This window comes from Snodgrassella alvi (genome assembly GCF_002777745.1).
In the GTDB taxonomy this organism is placed as follows: Bacteria; Pseudomonadota; Gammaproteobacteria; order Burkholderiales; family Neisseriaceae; genus Snodgrassella; species Snodgrassella alvi_D.
The window spans coordinates 45,896-64,975 of record NZ_MEIO01000053.1; the positions used below are offsets into that span (position 1 = coordinate 45,896).

Sequence of the window (19,080 nt, forward strand, 5' to 3'; positions counted from 1 at the left end):
TTTTAATATGCACAAATCTGGGTATATGTAGTGATTTAAACTAAAATTCAATGAAATTATAGAGTTTTTTTTGTCGAGCTGAACAAAAAAGCTTTTGACGCTTATAGGTAAATTTTTGTATGTTTGTTATCTTGACTAATCAATTTGTGCTTTGCAGTTAGTGCAGCAAACGAGGTTTCGTGATGTCTAGCTTATACGACCACTCTCTGGTAAAAGAAAACTGCGGTTTCGGATTAATTGCCAATATTGAAGGCGAACCCAGCCACAAGGTGGTGCGTACCGCAATATTGGGGCTGTCGCGCATGCAACATCGCGGGGCAATTTTGTCGGATGGCAAAACCGGTGACGGTTGTGGCCTGTTACTGCAAATGCCGAAAAAATTCTTTCAGGCGATAGCGGAAGAAGCTGGTATTACACTGGCGAAGAATTTTGCCGTAGGGATGATTTTCTTCCCGCGCGATGAGGCATTGGCACAGGAATATAAGGCCATTATTGAGGAAGAGCTGACGCGTGAAACGCTAAATATTTCTCTGTGGCGGTCTGTGCCAACTAATCCGAAAATGCTTGGTGCCATTGCGCTGGCAGATATGCCTTATATTGAGCAGGTATTTATCCATGCGCCGGCTGGTTGGTTGCCGCGTGATTTGGAGCGACGGCTGTTTATGACCCGCCGACGCATTGAAAAGCGCATTAATCACCGTGATTTTTATATTTGCAGCCTTTCTAATCAGGTGATGATTTATAAAGGGCTGTGCATGCCCAAGGATTTACCACGGTTTTATCCTGATCTGGCTGATTTACGTATGCAAAGTGCAATCTGTTTGTTTCATCAGCGTTTTTCTACCAATACGTTACCACGCTGGCAGCTGGCGCAACCTTTCCGTTATCTGGCGCATAATGGTGAAATTAACACCATTTCCGGTAATCGGGCTTGGGCACGAGCACGCTCATATAAATATCACACCCCGCTGATTCCGGATTTGCAGACAGCAGCTCCATTTGTGAATGAAACCGGTTCAGATTCCAGCTCACTGGATAATATGCTGGAGCTGTTTGTGAATGGCGGTATGGATTTGTTTCGTGCTATGCGCTTACTGGTGCCGCCCGCCTGGCAGCATAATCCGGATATGGATGAGGATTTGCGTGCCTTTTATGATTTTAATTCCATGCACATGGAACCGTGGGATGGTCCTGCGGGAATTGTGCTCAGTGACGGTCGCTATGCAGCCTGTACGCTCGACCGCAACGGCCTGCGGCCTGCTCGCTACGTAATTACACAGGACAAGCTGATTACCATTGCATCGGAAGTGGGTATCTGGGATTACGCTCCGGATGAGGTGGTGGAGAAAGGCCGTGTTGGCCCGGGTGAACTGCTGGTGATTGATACGCGTGAGGGCAGGCTGATGCAATCGGCTGACATCAACACCGAACTGAAAACGCGTCATCCGTATAAGGAGTGGCTGGACAGAAATGTTCTGTCGCTGATTCCGTTTGAGAAACTGCCAGATGAAGAAGTAGGCGAATCCAGTTTTTCAGCAGACAGATTGCTGGTGTACCAGAAGCTGTTCGGCTATGACTTGGAAGAACTCGAAAGTGTGGTGCGGGTATTGGGTGAAAATGGTCAGGAAGCGGTAGGCTCGATGGGAGACGATACGCCGTTTGCGGTGTTGTCACAGCGACCACGGGTGCTGTTTGATTATTTCCGCCAGTATTTTGCCCAAGTAACCAATCCGCCAATAGATCCCTTGCGTGAAAAGCATGTGATGAGCCTGAATACTTGTATCGGGCGTGAAATGAGTGTGTTTTTTGAAGCTGAGGGAATGTCACACCGGGTGAACTTTAAATCGCCGGTACTGCTGTACTCCGATATGCAGCAGTTGCTGCAATTATCAGCCGAATACTATCAGCATCACCATCTGGATGCAGTGTATAACCCGAATGAAACCAGCCTGAAAGAGGCACTGGTGCGTCTGTGTGATGAGGCTGTGGCCGCAGTCAGAAACGGGACAGTACTGTTGGTGGTTTCAGACCGTAATGTTAGCCGTGATGCCATGCCGATTCCGGCTGTTCTCAGTGTTGGCGCGATTCAGCAGCGACTGGTGGAAACCAATTTACGCTGTGATGCAAATATTATTGTTGAAACCGCTTCAGCGCGTAACCCGCACCATTTTGCTGTACTGATAGGCTTGGGTGCCACGGCAGTATATCCATATCTGGCCTATGAGAGTCTGGCCAGAATGGTGAGCATTGGCGCGATTACCAAGCCACTGCGGCAGGTAATGATAAATTTCCGCAATGCTATCAATAAGGGCTTATATAAAATTATCTCTAAAATGGGCATCTCGACAATTTCTTCCTATCGTTGTGCCTGTTTGTTTGAAGCAATCGGCTTTCATCATGAGGTGATGGAGCTGTGCTTTAAAAATATGCTTAACCGGATTGAGGGAGCAACATTTGCTCAGCTAGACGCAGAACTGCGCTGGTTTCATAAACGCGCCTGGCAGAAAAGCCGCGGACTGGAAATCGGCGGTTATCTGAAATACAAGCCACAGGGTGAATTTCATGCCTATAACCCTGAAGTAGTCAATACTTTGCAGGCAGCCGTCAACAGTGGCGATTATGCCCACTATCGCCGCTATGCCGATGCTGTAAATAAGCGACCTCCCTCTATGCTGCGCGATTTACTGCGTCTGAAAACCGAAACCGCTACACCGGTAGCACTGGAACAGGTGGAAGCGGCGGAAAATCTGTATAAGCGCTTTGACAGTGCAGCCATGTCGATAGGAGCATTAAGCCCGGAAGCACATGAGGCACTGGCCACAGCGATGAACCGGCTGGGCGGTTTTTCTAATTCTGGTGAGGGCGGCGAAGATCCGCACCGCTATGGAACTGAACGCGTATCGCGGATTAAGCAGGTGGCTTCCGGCCGTTTCGGTGTTACACCGGCCTATCTGGTGAGTGCCGATGTAATTCAGATTAAAGTGGCGCAGGGTGCCAAACCGGGTGAAGGCGGTCAGTTACCGGGAGACAAGGTTACCCCGTATATTGCGCAACTGCGCTTTGCGGTGCCCGGTTCTACCCTGATTTCGCCACCACCGCATCATGATATTTATTCGATTGAAGATTTAGCACAACTGATTTTTGATTTGAAACAGATTAATCCGCGTGCATTGGTTTCAGTGAAGCTGGTGTCTTTACCGGGTGTTGGCACTATTGCCACCGGCGTAGCTAAAGCTTATGCCGATCTGATTACCATATCTGGTTATGATGGTGGTACCGGCGCCAGCCCGATTACCAGTGTGAAATATGCTGGCAGTCCGTGGGAGCTGGGGCTGGCTGAAGCTCAGCAGGCACTGGTAGAAAATAATCTGCGCCATAAAGTGCGTCTGCAAGTGGATGGTGGCCTGAAAACCGGTATGGATATTGTTAAAGCAGCAATTCTGGGTGCTGAAAGCTTTGGCTTCGGTACTGGGCCGATGATTGCACTGGGCTGCCGCTACCTGCGCATCTGTCACTTGAATAACTGTGCTACCGGCGTGGCCACTCAGGACGATACCCTGCGCCAAGAACATTTCCATGGTTTACCGGAAAAAGCGATGAATTACTTTAAATTCATTGCACAGGATGTGCGTGAAATCATGGCACAGCTTGGGGTAACCCAGTTAACCGATTTAATCGGCCGTACCGAGCTGCTGGAAGTCATATCCGGCATTACGCCGAAACAAAGTACGCTGGATTTAAGCAAGTTGCTGTATTCACCGAAAGTTCCGGATGGCAGCTCGCGCTACTGTACCCAGACCAATCCACCGTTTGATAGAGGCCACCTTAATCGCACCATCATGCAGGATATTGGGGATGCAGTGCAAAGCGGGGCTGATGTAGATTTAAGCTATGACATCAATAATACCGATCGCTCGGTAGGTGCTACTTTATCCGGCCAGATTGCTGCTGCTTACGGCAATCGCGGCCATGCACCACAGCGCTTTGATATATATCTGAACGGTACGGCCGGACAGAGTTTTGGTGTATGGCTGGCCGGCACCGTGAATCTGTATCTGACCGGAGATGCCAACGATTATGTCGGCAAAGGAATGGCCGGTGGCAAGATTGTAATTCATCCGCATGGTGGTACAGCGTTCCAGCCGGAAGACACTACGATTATTGGCAATACCTGTCTGTATGGTGCTACCGGTGGCAGGCTGTTTGCTTCCGGTAAGGCCGGTGAGCGTTTTGCTGTGCGCAATTCCGGAGCCACAGTTGTGGTGGAAGGTATTGGCGACAATGGCTGTGAATACATGACCGGCGGCGTGGTATGCGTACTGGGCAAAACCGGAATCAACTTCGGTGCCGGTATGACTGGTGGTTTTGCCTATGTGCTGGATGTGGACGGCGGTTTCCGGCAGCGCATCAATCCCGAGCTGGTAGAGGGGCTGGATATCAGTACACTGACTATGCATCAGGAAAATCTGCGCGGTCTGATTGCCGAGCATGTGGAAAATACCCACAGTCCGCTGGGAGAACGCATTCTGGCCAAATGGGACAATTATGTTAGCCGCTTTGTGCTGGTTAAACCGAAAGCCAATGATGTAAATGCGCTGCTGGGACATAAACCGCGTACCGTTACCGAGTTGCGCGCTGTTACCCAGTAAGGCTGCCGGACAATGCAGGAATAATTAGAAATAGTGCAAGGAACACCAGATGAGTCAACGCGAAAATGTTTACCAGTTTATCGATGTCCCGCGTGTCGATCCCCCGAAAGAGCCACTGACCGTGCGTCAGCATGAATTTACGGAAATCTATCAGCCGTTTACTACCGCGCAGGCGATTGCGCAGGCCGACCGCTGTCTGGCCTGCGGCAATCCGTACTGCCAGAACAAATGTCCCTTACACAATAATATTCCCAACTGGCTGCGGCTGGCGAATGAAGGGCGAATTATCGAAGCGGTGGAACTGGCGCATACCACCAACAGCCTGCCGGAAGTATGCGGACGTGTGTGCCCGCAGGATCGTCTGTGCGAAGGTGATTGCACTCTGAATGCTGAATTTGGTGCAGTTACTATTGGTGCTATCGAAAAATACATCACTGAACAGGCTTTTGCGCAGGGCTGGCGCCCTGATATCAGCGCAGTAGAAAAAGTGGGCAAAAAAGTGGCCGTAGTGGGTGCCGGGCCGGCCGGTCTGGGCTGTGCCGATGTGCTGATTCGCAATGGTGTAGACGTTACAGTATACGAACGGGCGACAGAAATCGGTGGCCTGCTCACATTTGGTATTCCGGCTTTCAAGCTGGAAAAAGAAGTGATGATGCGCCGGCGCCATGTACTTACCAGTATGGGTATTGAATTCAGACTGGGCGTGAATGTTGGCACAGATATCACCCTGCAACAGCTAGAACAACAGTACGATGCTGTATTTTTAGGCGTAGGTACTTATCAGGGGCTGCGTGCCGGCATTGAGAATGAGGATGCCAGCGGCGTCTATCTGGCCTTGCCGTATCTGATTGGCAATACCGAAAATCTGCTGAATATTGCCAGTAAAGATTATGTTTCCATGGCCGATAAGCGCGTAGTGGTACTGGGAGGCGGTGATACTGCCATGGATTGTGTGCGTACAGCTTTGCGTCAGCAGGCAAAAGAAGTTATCTGTGCCTATCGCCGCGATGCCGCCAATATGCCCGGCTCCAAAAAGGAATTCAATAATGCGCGTGAAGAAGGCGTGCAGTTTAAATTCAATGTGCAGCCGCAGGCCGTAGTGACCAATGCAGAAGGTGCCGTTACTGGTATTCAGGTGGTGAAAACCAGTATGGGCGCAGCGGATGAACGAGGGCGCCGCCGCGCTGAAATCGTTGCCGGCAGTGAAGAAGTAATTGCCTGCGATGCCGTGATTTTGGCGTTTGGTTTTGCTCCGCACAGCATGCCGTGGTTAAGCACTGTCGGCGTAACCGTGGATGAACGTGGCCGCATTCAGACTGGCGGCGAATATAAACAGCAAACCGCCAATCCAAAGATTTTTGCCGGTGGCGATATTACCCGCGGTTCGGATCTGGTGGTTACCGCCATAGCTGAAGGGCGCGATGCGGCACAAAGTATCATGGATTATCTGGAAGTCTAATGGCCAGATTGCCAGATAAAACTGCCTGTGACCAACTGTATGGTCACAGGCAGTTTTATTTTTCCGAGTATTGATTATTGTTGTGCCAGTATCTGTACTGCTGCACGCTTGCCCCAGTAACACGCTTCCTCAAAAATTGAATAACCGGATAAATCACTGTGAGCAAACTGTAAACGTCCAGTATAAGAGCGCAGTGCCTGTAAGCCCTGATTGGACAGATAACCCGGCTGCGGTACCGCCATGGCGTGACCGCGCAGACTTAATCGTGCCTGTAACATGCGCTGGCGCAGTGCAAAGCCGTAAATCTGTTCCAACTCTGCTGCTGCACGCAGGTAAATCTGCTTAGGAGAGGCAGACAACATCCAGCGGCGTACATTGGCTGGTGTATCCTGATTCAGCGCGGTGTAGGCAGAAAAAGAGGTATAAGCCGGTGGTCCTTGCCGGATTTGCTGATGGGTGGCTACTACATAGCCCAGCCCCGTACCCTGATACAGAATATTGTCCCATGCCAGCCTGCTGCTCCTGCTTTCTGGTGGCATTCCGCGTAACAAGAAATTAGCCACGATCCACGGTGCATACTGCGGCATATGGCTTTCTGGCTTAAAACCATACTGTTGAATATTCTTAATCACATGCGCGGCAATATACAGCGGCATGGCGCAGATGGCATGGCGCACTTCAAGCCAGAAATATTTCTGCTGGCCGGTACAGACTAACAGGCGTACGCCTTGTGCATGTTCTTCAATCGAGGCCACAAAGGCATTCATACTGTATGGTTGCTTAAATGGCTGGCTGCTTTCAGGCCAATTTCTCAATGGTTGCAGACGGCAGAACGTGCGTATCCGCTGCGATAGCTCGTGTAGACCATGTGGCCATGTCAGCACTGAACCATGCTCATTTTGTTCATTACCGCGTGCACAGAAGTAGTGCAAACCTGCCCAGGCACAGACTTGGCTGATACCCTGTCCGTAATCATCACGGCAGCAATAATCCAGATACCATAATAATGTTGGCGAATGATAACCCTGCTGTTGCAGCCAGTGGGCAAACGTTATTTTTTCCAGCCGGCGCCAGTGGCTGTCTGTACTGGACAAATCCAGCGGAATGGTGAACAAACGTTTGCCATCGGTACCGCGCTGATTACTGAGCTGATGAACAAAGCGAAAAAAACGTTCGCTATCGGCATCACGGCGTGGCAGCAGTTCATTCTGCCAGTGCTGCTGATAAAATAGGCGCTCATTAGGTACTTGCAGCAGGGCACGCTCATCATACACACCATGCTGGTAAAGCTGTAAATCGCCTAGTAATTCACGAATGTGTTCAGACTCGGGCGAGGGCAGGGGCAGGTAATGAGCGCCGGTTGGGTAATCCACGCCAAACTGACTTTCGCCGCGATTATTGCCATTACGTTCCGCACCATCAAGCAGGATATAGTCTTGCATACCCTGTCTAGACAATTGCCAAGCGGTAGATAAGGCCGCAGCTCCACTGCCGATAATCACCGTATTGGCGTAGCGTGTGGGAATATTGGCAGGCGGCTGTATTTGTGCATCACGAATAGCATGGCCAATTGCCTTGCCCGGAAAATCCACACTAATTGGCGGTCTTCCGGGCACAAAATAACGCCACGCCTCGTAGCTGGTTAATCCCACCATGCTGACACCGATTGCATGGCCGAGAAAGCGGCGGCGACTGATTTTCATCCTTAATACTCCCTTAGCGCATCACCGCACGCCAGTCTGCTTCAAAGTATTCCACCAGCTTTTGCGTATTCAGATGATTGGCTTCAACCGCACGTCGCTGCATATCTTTCGGAAAATTAAACATTTCGCGTGTACTGTTGGCATCCAGATACCGAGTTGATACACGATAATCATCGGGAATCAGAAACTTACCTTCCTGACTGGCCATTACATAGCCCCACTCACCAAAGGAAGGAACATAAACATGATAGGGCAGGGTTTTCAGTCCGGCTGCTTCCAATGTAGTAACAATGCACCAGAAAGCGTTGGGAGCAAAATAGGGTGAAGTGGATTGCACCACAATATTACCATGTGGATTTAGATGCCTTGCCACCATACGGTACATCGGTACCGAATACAGCTTACCCAGAGAAAAATTGGCAGGGTCGGGAAAATCGATAATAATTACGTCGAATTTTTGCTGATTATGTTCCAGCCATTGTGCAGCATCGGCATTGATAATGCGCATTTTCGGATGATTGAGTGAATTCTGATTGAGTTCGCGCAATTGTGCCGACGTGCGGAATACTTTGGTCATGCTGGCATCCAGATCAACCAGCGTAACCTGTTTAACCTGTGAATATTTCAGCACTTCCCGCGCCGCCAGCCCATCACCGCCGCCCAGTATCAGAATATTGGCAGCCCTTGGATTCTGCTCCATCGCTGGCAACACCAGTGCCTCGTGATAGCGTGCTTCATCTACTGAAGAAAATTGCAAATTACCATTAATAAACAGTCGGGTATCATTATGCCACTTGGTAATTACCAATCGCTGGTAAGGAGAAGCCGTGCTATACACCACTGGGTCACCGAAATAATGCTCTTCAGCTTTGTTGGTAATCTGATTGGCGTAACAGAAAAAAAGCAGCAGTATAAGCAGTACTATATTGCCACGCAGGCACAAGTGCCGATAACGGCGCAAATCTTTCTTAAACAGGCGTGCAGTTAATAGCGCAACAATCGTATTCAGAATCCCGAACAGCAAAGCACTTCTGGCCATGCCCAGCTTGGGCGCCAGAATCAGTGGAAACAGCAGCGAAACGGCCAGCGCACCCAGATAATCAAAGGTGAGTACCCGGCTAACCACTTCCTTAAACTCAACTTCACGCAAATTGAGCACCCGCATTACCAGCGGCAGCTCCATACCGGTGATGATGCCAATAATCAGCACCAGCCCATACAGCACCGAACGAAACGGAGCAGCGGAAAAACCAAACAGCACAAATAAAAGCAGTGCAGAAATACCGCCGACAATGCCCACCAGAATTTCAATATCAATAAAGCGGCTTAACGCATCTCTGTCATGTATATAGCGGGTTAAATGAGCGCCAATACCCATGGCAAACATATACACACCAATGATTGACGAAAACTGAAGTATCGAATCCCCAAGCAGATAGCTGGCCAGTGCCGCCATAATCAACTCATAGGCCAGCCCGCAACTGGCTACCACAAACACCGACACAATTAATGCAGGATTCACAATTTATCCTTTATTGATTTCTGATATTGCAGGTACAGTGATTTGTACCAGTTTCACAGGTTAAGCCCTGCCATTACTGTAAAGCGGCCTTGCTAACCCATAATCACAGCCTGAATCCAAGCCACTCCGGCTACAGAATAATCTGTACAGATTCAATTGTTAATTTATTGCTGGTTAAAGTAAAAAACATACTATACAAAACTATTATTATACGGTATGTTTAAGAGTAGAAATAATCAGGAAAATGAAATATGGCAATTACCTTATGGCAGTACTTGCAGTATTTGAAATACTTCGCTGTTGCCCTGCTTTTGCTAATTGGGTTTATTGTTTTCTACCTGCGCATCACTCCTGTAGCCGAACTGAAATTAATCAAACAGGGCAATATAGCCTGTGCTACTTCGTTCAGTGGCGCCATGACCGGTTTTTGCATCACCCTGATTTCAAGTATGCTGCAATCAGTAAGCCTGATCAGTTTTATTATCTGGGGCGTGGCGGCCATGATTGTGCAGATTCTGGTGTATTTTATTGCCATGCTGCTTATTCCCAAAGCCAATCAGGAACTGGCAAACAATAATATCGCAGTTGGCATCCTATTTTGTGGCTTGTCGATAGCCATTGGTATTCTCAATGCTGCTGCATTAAGTTAGTAATCAAACCTTTAAATTTGGATACGCATAATGGTACTGAACTCAATTTTTGGCAGTAATGGTTTTGGTGGCTTCATCAAGAAACAATTTATCGATGTTATCCAGTGGGAAAATCCCGACCCGGATGTTTTAATGTGGCGTTTCCCGTTACAGGATCAGGAAATCCAGAATGGCGCTGCCCTGATAGTACGGGAATCCCAGAATGCCATGTTTGTGGATGAAGGAACTATTGCCGACCAGTTTGGCACCGGCACGTTTACCCTGAATACCCAGAACCTGCCGTTACTCACCAACCTGAAACACTGGGGTAAATTATTTCAGTCGCCATTCAAATCTGATGTGTACTTTTTCAACATGCGCCAGCAGCTATCCAGACGCTGGGGCACAGCACAGCCGGTTACCATTCGCGACAGTGATTTCGGCGCCGTTTCCGTGCGCTCATTTGGTATGTATTCCTTCCGTATTGCTCAACCGGCGGTGTTTTTTCGCGAAGTGAGCGGCGTATGTGAGGAATATCGCACTGAAACACTGGAAGAGCAGTTGCGTAATCTGGCTGTTACCCAGCTGGCCAGCGCTTTTGGTAGTTCTGATATTCCTTTTCTGGATATGGCCGCCAATCAGCTGATGCTGTCACAGCAAATGACTACTCTGCTGCAATCGGCATTTGCCGCCATCGGACTGGAGCTGGAAAACTTTACCGTAGAAAGTATTACCCTGCCCGAAAGCCTGCAACAGCGTCTGGATGAACGCATGGGTATGGGTATAGTTGGCGATATGGCACGTTATACTCAGTATCAGACTGCACAGGCCATCCCCTTGGCTGCCCAGAATGAGGGCGGTGTTGCCGGTATCGGCGCTGGGCTGGCGGCAGGAATGAATATAGCCAATGTCATGACCTCAGGTATTATCGGTGCCACAGCCACACCGGCTGCACCTGCTGGTGGTGCTGAAACCGCTGCCACAGACCTGACTGCCAGACTGGCACAACTGAAAACCTTACTGGAGCAAAACCTGATTAGCCAGAATGATTACGATACAGCCAAGGCTGAGATTATCAAAAAAATCACTGGTTAACTGGCTGTATGAACAGTTCTTCCTATCTACTGCATAGTTCCTGTCCCAGTTGCGGGGCTGAAATCGGCATTCATTCAGCTACCGCTGTAACTGCTGTTTGTGGTTATTGTCATTCTGTTTTATTAATTAATCAGAATAAACTGGTTCAGTCTGGCCGCCATTCTGCGGTTTTAAATGATTTGTCGCCACTACAAATCGGTACCACCGGTGTGTGGCAGGGCAAACCATTTACCCTGATCGGGCGCATGCAGGTTAATTACGATGCCGGTTCGTGGAATGAATGGCATGCACTGATGCATGATGGTAGCAGTGCGTGGCTTTCCGAAGCCAACGACCGCTTTGTTTTCACCCGTCTGCAACCAGCACTGCCTGATCTTCGTGCCTTGCCTGAATTCAACAGCCTGAAAATTGGTAATACCTTTTTCAAATACAAAGAGCGCCGTTATGCCGTTGCCGATATCCGGAATATCCAGCGTGGCCAGTATGCTGCCGAGGGGGAGTTACCTATACCCTTGCCGCGGTCTGAAACTGCCCGGGTAGCCGATTGCCGCAATGGTGCATCTTTTATCACGCTGGATTATTCAGACGGAGAGGCTCAGCCACAGGTATTTGCCGGTAAGGGTATAGCATTAAAATCACTGCGTTTGCAAAATACCCGTACACCCGAGCAGATTCGCACCCGTGCGGGTCATGTTAAGGGCAGCACCAAAAGAGGCAAATGCCCTAATTGCGGTGGCGAAATCCGCTGGGTAAGCGGCGTTGCCGATTATGTTGTGTGCCAGTATTGCCGTAGTCAGCTGGACATGGGTGAAGAAACTGCCCAGCTGCATGCGACTAGTGAAATGCGCCAGCAACAAGAGAGTCTGTTGACCATTAAAATCGGCAGCAGAGCGCGGATTGGCAATGAAAGCTGGTGGGTACTGGGCGCGATGGTGCTGTATGAAGTACCTGTTAATAAAGTCATGCAGGACGTACCTTTATATATTCAGGTAGCCGAGCATGAGGAAACTGAAGCAGAAACGCTCGGCTGGACGGAATATCTGCTCTATTCCCCCAAAAAAGGGTTTTTATGGCTGCTGGAGCTGGAAAACAATCAATGGGCACTGGCTTCAACACTTGATGACTGGCCTGCCTTAAACAGGCCATTAGAGCCAATTGATTTCAGAAAGGATGAAATTCCTTTTCTTTATGATTATGCTGCTCAGGTTCTCTATGCTGCTGGTGCTTTTTATTGGCAGGTAGCACCGGGCGACAGCATGTATTACGTCGATTATGGCTGTGAACAGCGTAAATTATCCACAACGCTAACCCGTAACGAACAGTCGTGGTCGGTTGTCAGCAGTATTCCGGCCTCATTGGTAGCCGCATGGTTTCAGGGTAATAAAAATATCAGCATCAAGGCAAAACCACTGCCAGCTGATAAAGCTGTTAAAATTGTCCGCGAACATCAAAGCATCAAGGCAAAAGATTTTACTATAGGTAATATCAGAAAATGGCGTTTGCAAACTGTCATGAAGCCCGATATTGATGTTCGTACTGCCAACTTCTGGATGGCTTTATTTATTGTTTTGAATTTTCCGATATTTTTTATGATATTTGTAGGAGGACTGGCTAATAATAATTTTGGCATCACGCCATTAATACTCCATTTTATCACTTACGCATTGCTGGTAAAAATTCCTTATCGGAAATGGGGTATATTTGAATCTACAGATAATACCAAAAAATATAACCTTTATTTAGCAGCCCTGATTGTCATCATATTTACTTGGGGCAATTATGCTGCATTTAATAATCAATCAAACTCAGTAAATTCTTCACATGGCGGCTATTATGGCAGCGGCGGTCGGTGGCATAAATAATGCAGCTTAATCATGCTATAGGGCAGCATTGTCTGCTAGATGTATATCAACTGAATAGTAACTGGTTGCAGGATGCCATTGCTATTGAAAAGGCATTGCTTCAGGTGGCGCAGGTGGCGCAGGCGCATATTTTGGCCAGCCATTTTCATACCTTTGGCGGCAGCGGCGGCGTAACTGGTGTACTGTTACTGGCAGAATCACATATCAGCATTCATACGTGGCCGGAACACCATTATGCTGCCATTGATATTTTTATGTGCGGGAAGTTATTGGTAGAAGCCGCGGTAGCTGAATTACAACAACTGCTACCCAATGCACAGATGCAGATTCGCTGGTTAGCACGTGAATATGTGCCAATAGCATGAAAATTATTTTCCGGTCTACCACAACATGGGCATTCGGCTTGGTCAGCCATTATTTGGTTACTCTCCTCACTTATAACAGATTATGAAAAATATATAAATCTGATACTCCTGTGCGATACGTATAATTAAAACGTGCAATTTATTTGTTTTGGTATAGGTTGCCTGCTTGAATAAAATCTAGGTTTATACTATGTGACTTTGCTTCGTCGATAAATGTTTTTCCAGTACATTCCGATCTATTATTTACCTTTACCTTTATCTTTATCTTTAATGTATAGCCTTGGTATTTCGCTGTAACTATCCCCTAAAATAGTAAAGCATAAAAGTAGAAAATTCTCTTTATTAACCCACAGAGAATTTAAACATGAGAAAAATGACTGAACATCAGATCGTAGCTATTTTAAAAGAAGCCGAAGCCGGTATCCCTGTCAAAGAACTTTGCCATAAATATGGTATGGGGAATTCAACTTTCTATAAATGGCGTGATAAATATGGTGATATGGAAACTTCAGATATCAACACTTAAAGGAACTAGAAGCTGAAAATCGTAAGCTTAGCTAAGTTTAAAATCCCAGCTTCAGGAGGAAATCATAAAAAAGCTATAGTGTCAATTCAAGCACGTAGAGCCTGGGCTATGCAACTGCAAGAAAATCATTCTGTTACTATTGCCATGAGCTGCGCTATTGTTGGTTTAAGCCGCTGTGCTACTATTATCAACTTAAGTTACCGGATGATTCGGTGATTATGTCAGTGCTAAGTGCTATCACGGATAGACATTTACGCTGGGGCTTTCCTAAGCGTTTTAATCGTATCAGAAAGCTCGGTTATAAATGGAATTATAAACGTGTTTATCGAATATACTGCCAGTTAAAGATTAATCTCAGGGTAAAGCGTAAACAACGTATTCCTCCGCGCAGCCCAGAAAAACTATCAGTACTGAATAAGCTAGGTGAATGTTGGTCAATGGATTTTATGAGTGACAGCAGTCGCCATCAACGCAGGTTCAGAACTTTCAATGTCATCAATGACTTTAATCGTGAGGCATTAGGCATTGATATTGCGGTCAGTTTGCCGGCTGGCAGAGTTACTTGTTATCCGGATAAACTGGCCGGATATCATGGTTCCCCACTTACAATACGAGTAGATAACAGACCGGAATTTACCGGAAAAACATTCATCGGCTGGGCAAAATAACACGGTATAAGCATAGATTATATTCAAGCAGTCCATATCAAAATCGATATATTGAACGACTTAATCGCATCTATCGCACAGAGGTACTGGATTTATATCTATTTAATAATCTGGAACAAGCAAGAAAGGTAACCGAAGAATGGCTAACTATTTATAACACGGAAAGACCTCATGAAGTATTAAATAATATGACGCCGAGTGAGTATATAACTCTAAAACAAACAGTGTAATTTTCTATCTGAATCTTGTACTAGCTTTGGGGTATTTACAGTTAATCTCTACATATTATCTTAAATTGGTTTTGAAAAACCGTTCAAATTTATCAGATGGTATTTTACCGGCGGCATTGTTATATAAATCGACATGATTTGCCTCTGGTACAATTACCGATTCTTTCTCTTTACTGCCGACTAATTGAATTGTTTGATGTTGTGCAACAGCCGCCTAAACTCGCCAACCAGTACATTACCTTGCTGGATATGATAATAGTGAGAGAAAATATTATCAATGCCATATTTGCTAAATAGGTATCATCCAAGCACATTGCTTATATGGTAAGCAAGCGTATATATTGGTTTATTCTTCAATATGATAATTATATAAATTTTATATAGATGCAGGATTTATCTAATGAAAAAATACTGGTTCTACTATTTTGTTTGTTATTTCTTGCAATGCCCGTTCATGCAACCACTAAGAAAGATGAATGTGTTTGTATCAAACAAAAGAAAATCACGCGTGAAGCGTGCACCAGTGATAGATTCTATTCAGTAGGTTTTGATTTTGTTTTTAAAAGTAAAAAATACAATAGCTTTATGGCTGCTTATAAGCCTTGCCAGTAAGGTTATATTGCTGAGCTGAATTCAATTTCACTCTTATAAGAGACTCAGTTTGAAATCTGACTTTTAGGATAGATGATTTCAATTTAGGAAAAGTATTACTATCAATATCTTAAGATGATAAAATGAAATAAAAATTAAGATAGCAAAACTGTAATATTCAATTCTTAAAACGGCGCTGATGGATAATCTAAACTTTAACGACTTAGAAAAGTAGTCCCCGTAAAATGAAGAAAAATTAGTATTTGTTACTAATGAAATAATAAAATATGTAAAGGAAAATAAACAATCCAGAATAGCTATGAAAGAAACAAAACAAGGTCTAAATAGATTTTCTATAGCTGTTTATTTATAAGTTTAGAAAAATCATTAGCTCAAATGAAGTTATTTTCTGTGAGCAGTGTAGTTTACCTGTCACCATAGCAAATGGTTGCATGGGTGATAAAATATCAGACCAATACTGCGGATATTGGTCTGATAGAGTAGGATTAATCTGTTTGAGATAGTGATGCTTGTATGCTGACAGAGTCTTTACTTCCAGTAACGCCACCACGGGATGGTATTTTGGTCTTGCCAAGATGTCTGTAAATAGGGGCTGTTCGGAAAGTTCTGTGCCAGTACACGTTTTGTGTCGTCACTTAATTTCTGTTCGCCTAATTTTGAATATGCTGAAATCATAATAGCCAGCGCTTCTTCAACATTGGGCGTATTCTGATATTGGGAAATCACTGTCTGGGCACGTCCTACCGCAGCCAGCCATGCGCCGCGTTTCATGTAATAGCGTGCCACTGAAAGTTCATTGCCGCCAAGTGCTTCCAGTAGTTTCTGCATCTTGGCGCGGGCATCGTCCGCATATTTACTCTGTGGGAAGTACTGTACTAGTTGGGCAAAGGTGGTATAGGCTTCGCGATTGGCTTTTGGATCACGGTCAGACCAGTCTTGTTTTGCCAGTTTGCTGACAAAGGATTTGTCTTCGTTAAGCTGAATCAGTGCTTTCAGATACAGCGCGTAATCCATGTTCGGATGCTGTGGATACAAGCGTTGGAACTGCTCGATTGCAGCCAGTGCCTTGTCGTTCTCATCGTCTTTATAATAGGCATAGGCTGTATCAAGCTGTGCCTGTTCTGCATATGAACCATAAGGGAAGCGTGCCTGCAGAATTTCGTATAATTTCTCTGCATGGGTATAATTACGGTGCATCAGCTCATCGTGTGCTTCATTATACAGACGCTGAACAGACCAATCCTGGGTAATCTGGGAATCTTTATCGACCGTACTTGTGCTGGCACAGGCACTCAGTAACAGGCCTAAGGCCACCGCCAAAAACGAATTTTTCATGAAAGACACTTCTTTGTTAGAGAATGATGACGATTATAACGATGATTTGCACTTTGCGGCAGATGATGGTGCACAAAGTTATAAAAAATGGACAGTACCTAATGAACTGGCCGGCTTGCGTCTGGATGCAGCGCTGGCAAAACTGGCACCGGAATTTTCCCGCAGCCGCCTGACTGCATGGATAAAGGATAGCCATGTTACGGTTAACGGTAGCGTGGTACCACCCAAGTATAAATTAATCGGTGGTGAAACTATACAGGTAGCCATTCAGCAGGATGAGAGCCAACTGGCCTTTACTCCCGAGCCTATGCCGTTGGATATTATATATGAAGATGATAGCGTGCTGGTACTGAATAAACCTGCGGGACTTGTGGTACACCCTGCTGCGGGCAACTGGCAGGGCACGCTGCTTAACGGGCTACTTGCTTATTGTCCGGCGCTTGCACAGGTACCACGAGCAGGGATTGTGCACCGTCTGGATAAGGACACCAGTGGTCTGATGGTGGTAGCAAAAACTGTGGCGGCACAAACACAGTTGGTGCGTCAGTTACAGGCACGCACAGTAAAGCGTACCTATCGTGCTGTTGCTGATGGCATCGTACCCTTTGATGGCAAAATTGAAACTTTGATCGGACGTGATCCGCATAATCGCACTCGAATGGCTGTTATACCTTTCGGTGGCAAGGAAGCGATTACTCATGTAAAGGTGTTGGAACGTTATGCTGATTTCAGCTATATCGAGTGCCAGCTGGAAACCGGCCGTACCCATCAGATTCGTGTGCATATGAAAGCCGCAGGTCATCCGCTGGCCGGAGATGTGCTGTATGGTAACCCGCGCCATCCGGCAACGGCTGAAGTTAAGGCTGCGGTTAAAGCGCTGGCACGTCAGGCACTGCATGCCTACCGGCTACGCTTTATTCATCCGCAGACTCAGGAAACTGTGCAGTTTGAAGCACCATTGCCTGCTGATATCTATCATTTGCTTTCTGTATTGCGCTTACAGGCGGGCATGGACTCTGCCATTAAAACCGCAGATGAGTGGCAGCAACGTCTGGATAGTGAAGCCGAAGATGAAGACTGGGATGATGATGACTATGATGTGGATGTTATCTATGTACGCGAATAAGGCAGTACAATGAACCAATGGGATATGAATCAGGCGCTTGGGCTGAATCAGGATAAAAAATCCTTTTTGGATGCAGAATGGCCGGCACCAGCTAATGTACGTACTCTGATTACTACACGTCAGGGTGGTGTGAGCCGGGCGTCATTTGCTTCATTAAATGTTGGTGCACATGTGGGTGATCATGCTGAGGATGTGCAGCATAATCGCGCACTTGTGCAGCAGCAGGTGGCAAAACCGTTGGCTTATTTGAATCAGGTACACAGTGCCAGGGTAATCAATGCTATGTCGGCATTAACTGCAATGCAGGCTGGAAAGCCAGAAGCTGCTGATGCTAGTTTCTGCTTTCAGGGCGAAGCGGTGGCCTGTGCTGTTATGACTGCGGATTGTCTGCCGGTATTGTTGTGTGACCGTGCCGGTACGGTGGTGGCCGCAGCGCATGCCGGATGGCGCGGGCTGGCGAATGGGGTGTTGCAGAATACGGTAGATGCGATGCAAGTCAATCCACTGGAAATTCTTGCTTATCTGGGGCCGGCTATTGGGCCGGAAGCTTTTGAGGTTGGCGCTGAGGTGTGGGAGGAATTCTGCTTAAGCCAGCCCAAGGCACAAACGGCCTTTACTGATATTGGTAATGATCATTATCTGGCGGATATTTATGCGCTGGCTCGGCTGGCTCTGGCTGATGCTGGTGTTCATCAGGTCTATGGTGGTACAGAATGCACGGTATTGCAGCGTGAGCGCTATTTTTCCTATCGGCGTGATGGGCAAACTGGGCGTATGTTGAGTGCAATCTGGCTGGATTAGAATTGTGATAACAGGCGAATATATTGCGCAGAAATCAATGCCTGTAACTGAAATTATGCATATGTAATTGGTATTGCATTGTTATTGGTGGTAGGCAATGTATGTATTAAGGCAGGCTAACAGTTATTTTTTGCGGGTTAGAGCAGGCAAATTTGCTTTGGTCTGGTGATGTGAAAGCAGGCCAGAATTATTAGTTGGCAGATGGCTGTTAGGCTGAGAGGTCGTGATTGACCATTGTTCATTATTTTTGAATAGTGAATTTTCCTATGCGCTGAAATGGCGTTTTTCTAGTTGATAAATTTGAGACTTATGGCTTGATAATCCAGTTAGCGGCCATTGATACTGAAAAATGCTGGTAAATATGTGCCTGTCGCTTGGAGTTGGCAATTGTACGCATTATGGTTGTCATTTTATCGTTTAGTGTAACCAGAAATCGGCGGTGTATGCTTGTGCATGGCTGGCTAATGGTTCGGAAAACTGCTGTTCCATGTCATTAAA

14 protein-coding genes are annotated in these 19,080 nt (G+C 46.7%); 11 read left to right on the plus strand and 3 right to left on the minus strand.

Annotation, left to right across the window (positions count from 1 at the left end):
• Positions 1-182: 182 nt before the first annotated feature.
• Positions 183-4,649 (plus strand): glutamate synthase large subunit, encoded by a 4,467-nt coding sequence (gltB, locus tag BHC51_RS07570; protein ID WP_100153712.1) that lies wholly within the window; start codon positions 183-185, stop codon positions 4,647-4,649.
• A gap of 49 nt (positions 4,650-4,698) precedes the next feature.
• A complete protein-coding gene (locus BHC51_RS07575) occupies positions 4,699-6,108 on the plus strand; it encodes an FAD-dependent oxidoreductase (RefSeq protein ID WP_100153713.1) in 1,410 nt (469 codons plus the stop codon).
• A gap of 74 nt (positions 6,109-6,182) precedes the next feature.
• On the opposite strand, the gene BHC51_RS07580 is transcribed toward BHC51_RS07575, so the two are convergent.
• Entirely contained in the window at positions 6,183-7,811 is a 1,629-nt protein-coding gene (locus BHC51_RS07580; RefSeq protein WP_100153714.1) for an NAD(P)-binding protein, read from the minus strand.
• Between the two features lie 13 nt (positions 7,812-7,824).
• Positions 7,825-9,333 carry a polyamine aminopropyltransferase gene (locus tag BHC51_RS07585; protein ID WP_257380211.1) on the minus strand — a complete coding sequence of 503 codons (1,509 nt, stop codon included), beginning with the start codon at positions 9,331-9,333 and terminating at the stop codon, positions 7,825-7,827.
• Between the two features lie 251 nt (positions 9,334-9,584).
• On the opposite strand from BHC51_RS07585, the gene BHC51_RS07590 reads away from it, so the two are divergent.
• From BHC51_RS07590 to BHC51_RS13310, 7 genes are all read left to right on the plus strand, one after another.
• Positions 9,585-9,983, plus strand: a complete 399-nt coding sequence (locus tag BHC51_RS07590; protein ID WP_100153715.1) for a DUF350 domain-containing protein — start codon at positions 9,585-9,587, stop codon at positions 9,981-9,983.
• A 30-nt stretch (positions 9,984-10,013) separates the two neighbouring features.
• Positions 10,014-11,057, plus strand: coding sequence for an SPFH domain-containing protein (locus BHC51_RS07595; RefSeq protein WP_100153716.1), 1,044 nt, complete (start codon positions 10,014-10,016; stop codon positions 11,055-11,057).
• Positions 11,058-11,065: 8 nt separating this feature from the next.
• On the plus strand, positions 11,066-12,919 hold the full coding sequence (locus BHC51_RS07600; RefSeq protein WP_100153717.1) for a DUF4178 domain-containing protein: 1,854 nt from the start codon (positions 11,066-11,068) through the stop codon (positions 12,917-12,919).
• Positions 12,919-13,284, plus strand: a complete 366-nt coding sequence (gene speD / locus BHC51_RS07605; protein ID WP_100153718.1) for an adenosylmethionine decarboxylase — start codon at positions 12,919-12,921, stop codon at positions 13,282-13,284. Before BHC51_RS07600 ends, speD begins: the two co-directional genes overlap by 1 nt.
• A gap of 364 nt (positions 13,285-13,648) precedes the next feature.
• Positions 13,649-13,810: a transposase gene (locus BHC51_RS07610; protein WP_100153719.1), complete on the plus strand. Its 162-nt coding sequence runs from the start codon at positions 13,649-13,651 to the stop codon at positions 13,808-13,810.
• A 218-nt stretch (positions 13,811-14,028) separates the two neighbouring features.
• A complete protein-coding gene (locus BHC51_RS07615) occupies positions 14,029-14,478 on the plus strand; it encodes a DDE-type integrase/transposase/recombinase (protein WP_100153720.1) in 450 nt (149 codons plus the stop codon).
• Positions 14,475-14,708, plus strand: a complete 234-nt coding sequence (locus BHC51_RS13310) for an integrase core domain-containing protein (protein ID WP_373885687.1) — start codon at positions 14,475-14,477, stop codon at positions 14,706-14,708. Before BHC51_RS07615 ends, BHC51_RS13310 begins: the two co-directional genes overlap by 4 nt.
• 1,140 nt (positions 14,709-15,848) lie before the next feature.
• Here the strand turns inward: BHC51_RS13310 and BHC51_RS07630 are convergent.
• Positions 15,849-16,655 carry an outer membrane protein assembly factor BamD gene (locus BHC51_RS07630; RefSeq protein WP_100099423.1) on the minus strand — a complete coding sequence of 269 codons (807 nt, stop codon included), beginning with the start codon at positions 16,653-16,655 and terminating at the stop codon, positions 15,849-15,851.
• Between BHC51_RS07630 and rluD the strand changes: the two genes are divergently transcribed.
• Positions 16,654-17,781: a 23S rRNA pseudouridine(1911/1915/1917) synthase RluD gene (rluD, locus tag BHC51_RS07635; protein WP_100099422.1), complete on the plus strand. Its 1,128-nt coding sequence runs from the start codon at positions 16,654-16,656 to the stop codon at positions 17,779-17,781. The genes BHC51_RS07630 and rluD overlap by 2 nt on opposite strands.
• Positions 17,782-17,790: 9 nt before the next feature.
• On the plus strand, positions 17,791-18,582 hold the full coding sequence (gene pgeF / locus BHC51_RS07640; RefSeq protein ID WP_373885685.1) for a peptidoglycan editing factor PgeF: 792 nt from the start codon (positions 17,791-17,793) through the stop codon (positions 18,580-18,582).
• Positions 18,583-19,080: the final 498 nt, after the last annotated feature.

Coding starts and splice junctions, on each gene's coding strand:
- BHC51_RS07575 (WP_100153713.1), top strand. CDS start 4,699: ATGAGTCAACGCGAAAATGTTTACCAGTTTATCGATGTCCCGCGTGTC.
- BHC51_RS07590 (WP_100153715.1), top strand. CDS start 9,585: ATGGCAATTACCTTATGGCAGTACTTGCAGTATTTGAAATACTTCGCT.
- BHC51_RS07580 (WP_100153714.1), bottom strand. CDS start 7,811: ATGAAAATCAGTCGCCGCCGCTTTCTCGGCCATGCAATCGGTGTCAGC.
- speD (WP_100153718.1), top strand. CDS start 12,919: ATGCAGCTTAATCATGCTATAGGGCAGCATTGTCTGCTAGATGTATAT.
- BHC51_RS07595 (WP_100153716.1), top strand. CDS start 10,014: ATGGTACTGAACTCAATTTTTGGCAGTAATGGTTTTGGTGGCTTCATC.
- BHC51_RS07600 (WP_100153717.1), top strand. CDS start 11,066: ATGAACAGTTCTTCCTATCTACTGCATAGTTCCTGTCCCAGTTGCGGG.
- pgeF (WP_373885685.1), top strand. CDS start 17,791: ATGAACCAATGGGATATGAATCAGGCGCTTGGGCTGAATCAGGATAAA.
- gltB (WP_100153712.1), top strand. CDS start 183: ATGTCTAGCTTATACGACCACTCTCTGGTAAAAGAAAACTGCGGTTTC.
- BHC51_RS07610 (WP_100153719.1), top strand. CDS start 13,649: ATGAGAAAAATGACTGAACATCAGATCGTAGCTATTTTAAAAGAAGCC.
- BHC51_RS07630 (WP_100099423.1), bottom strand. CDS start 16,655: ATGAAAAATTCGTTTTTGGCGGTGGCCTTAGGCCTGTTACTGAGTGCC.
- rluD (WP_100099422.1), top strand. CDS start 16,654: ATGAAAGACACTTCTTTGTTAGAGAATGATGACGATTATAACGATGAT.
- BHC51_RS07615 (WP_100153720.1), top strand. CDS start 14,029: ATGTCAGTGCTAAGTGCTATCACGGATAGACATTTACGCTGGGGCTTT.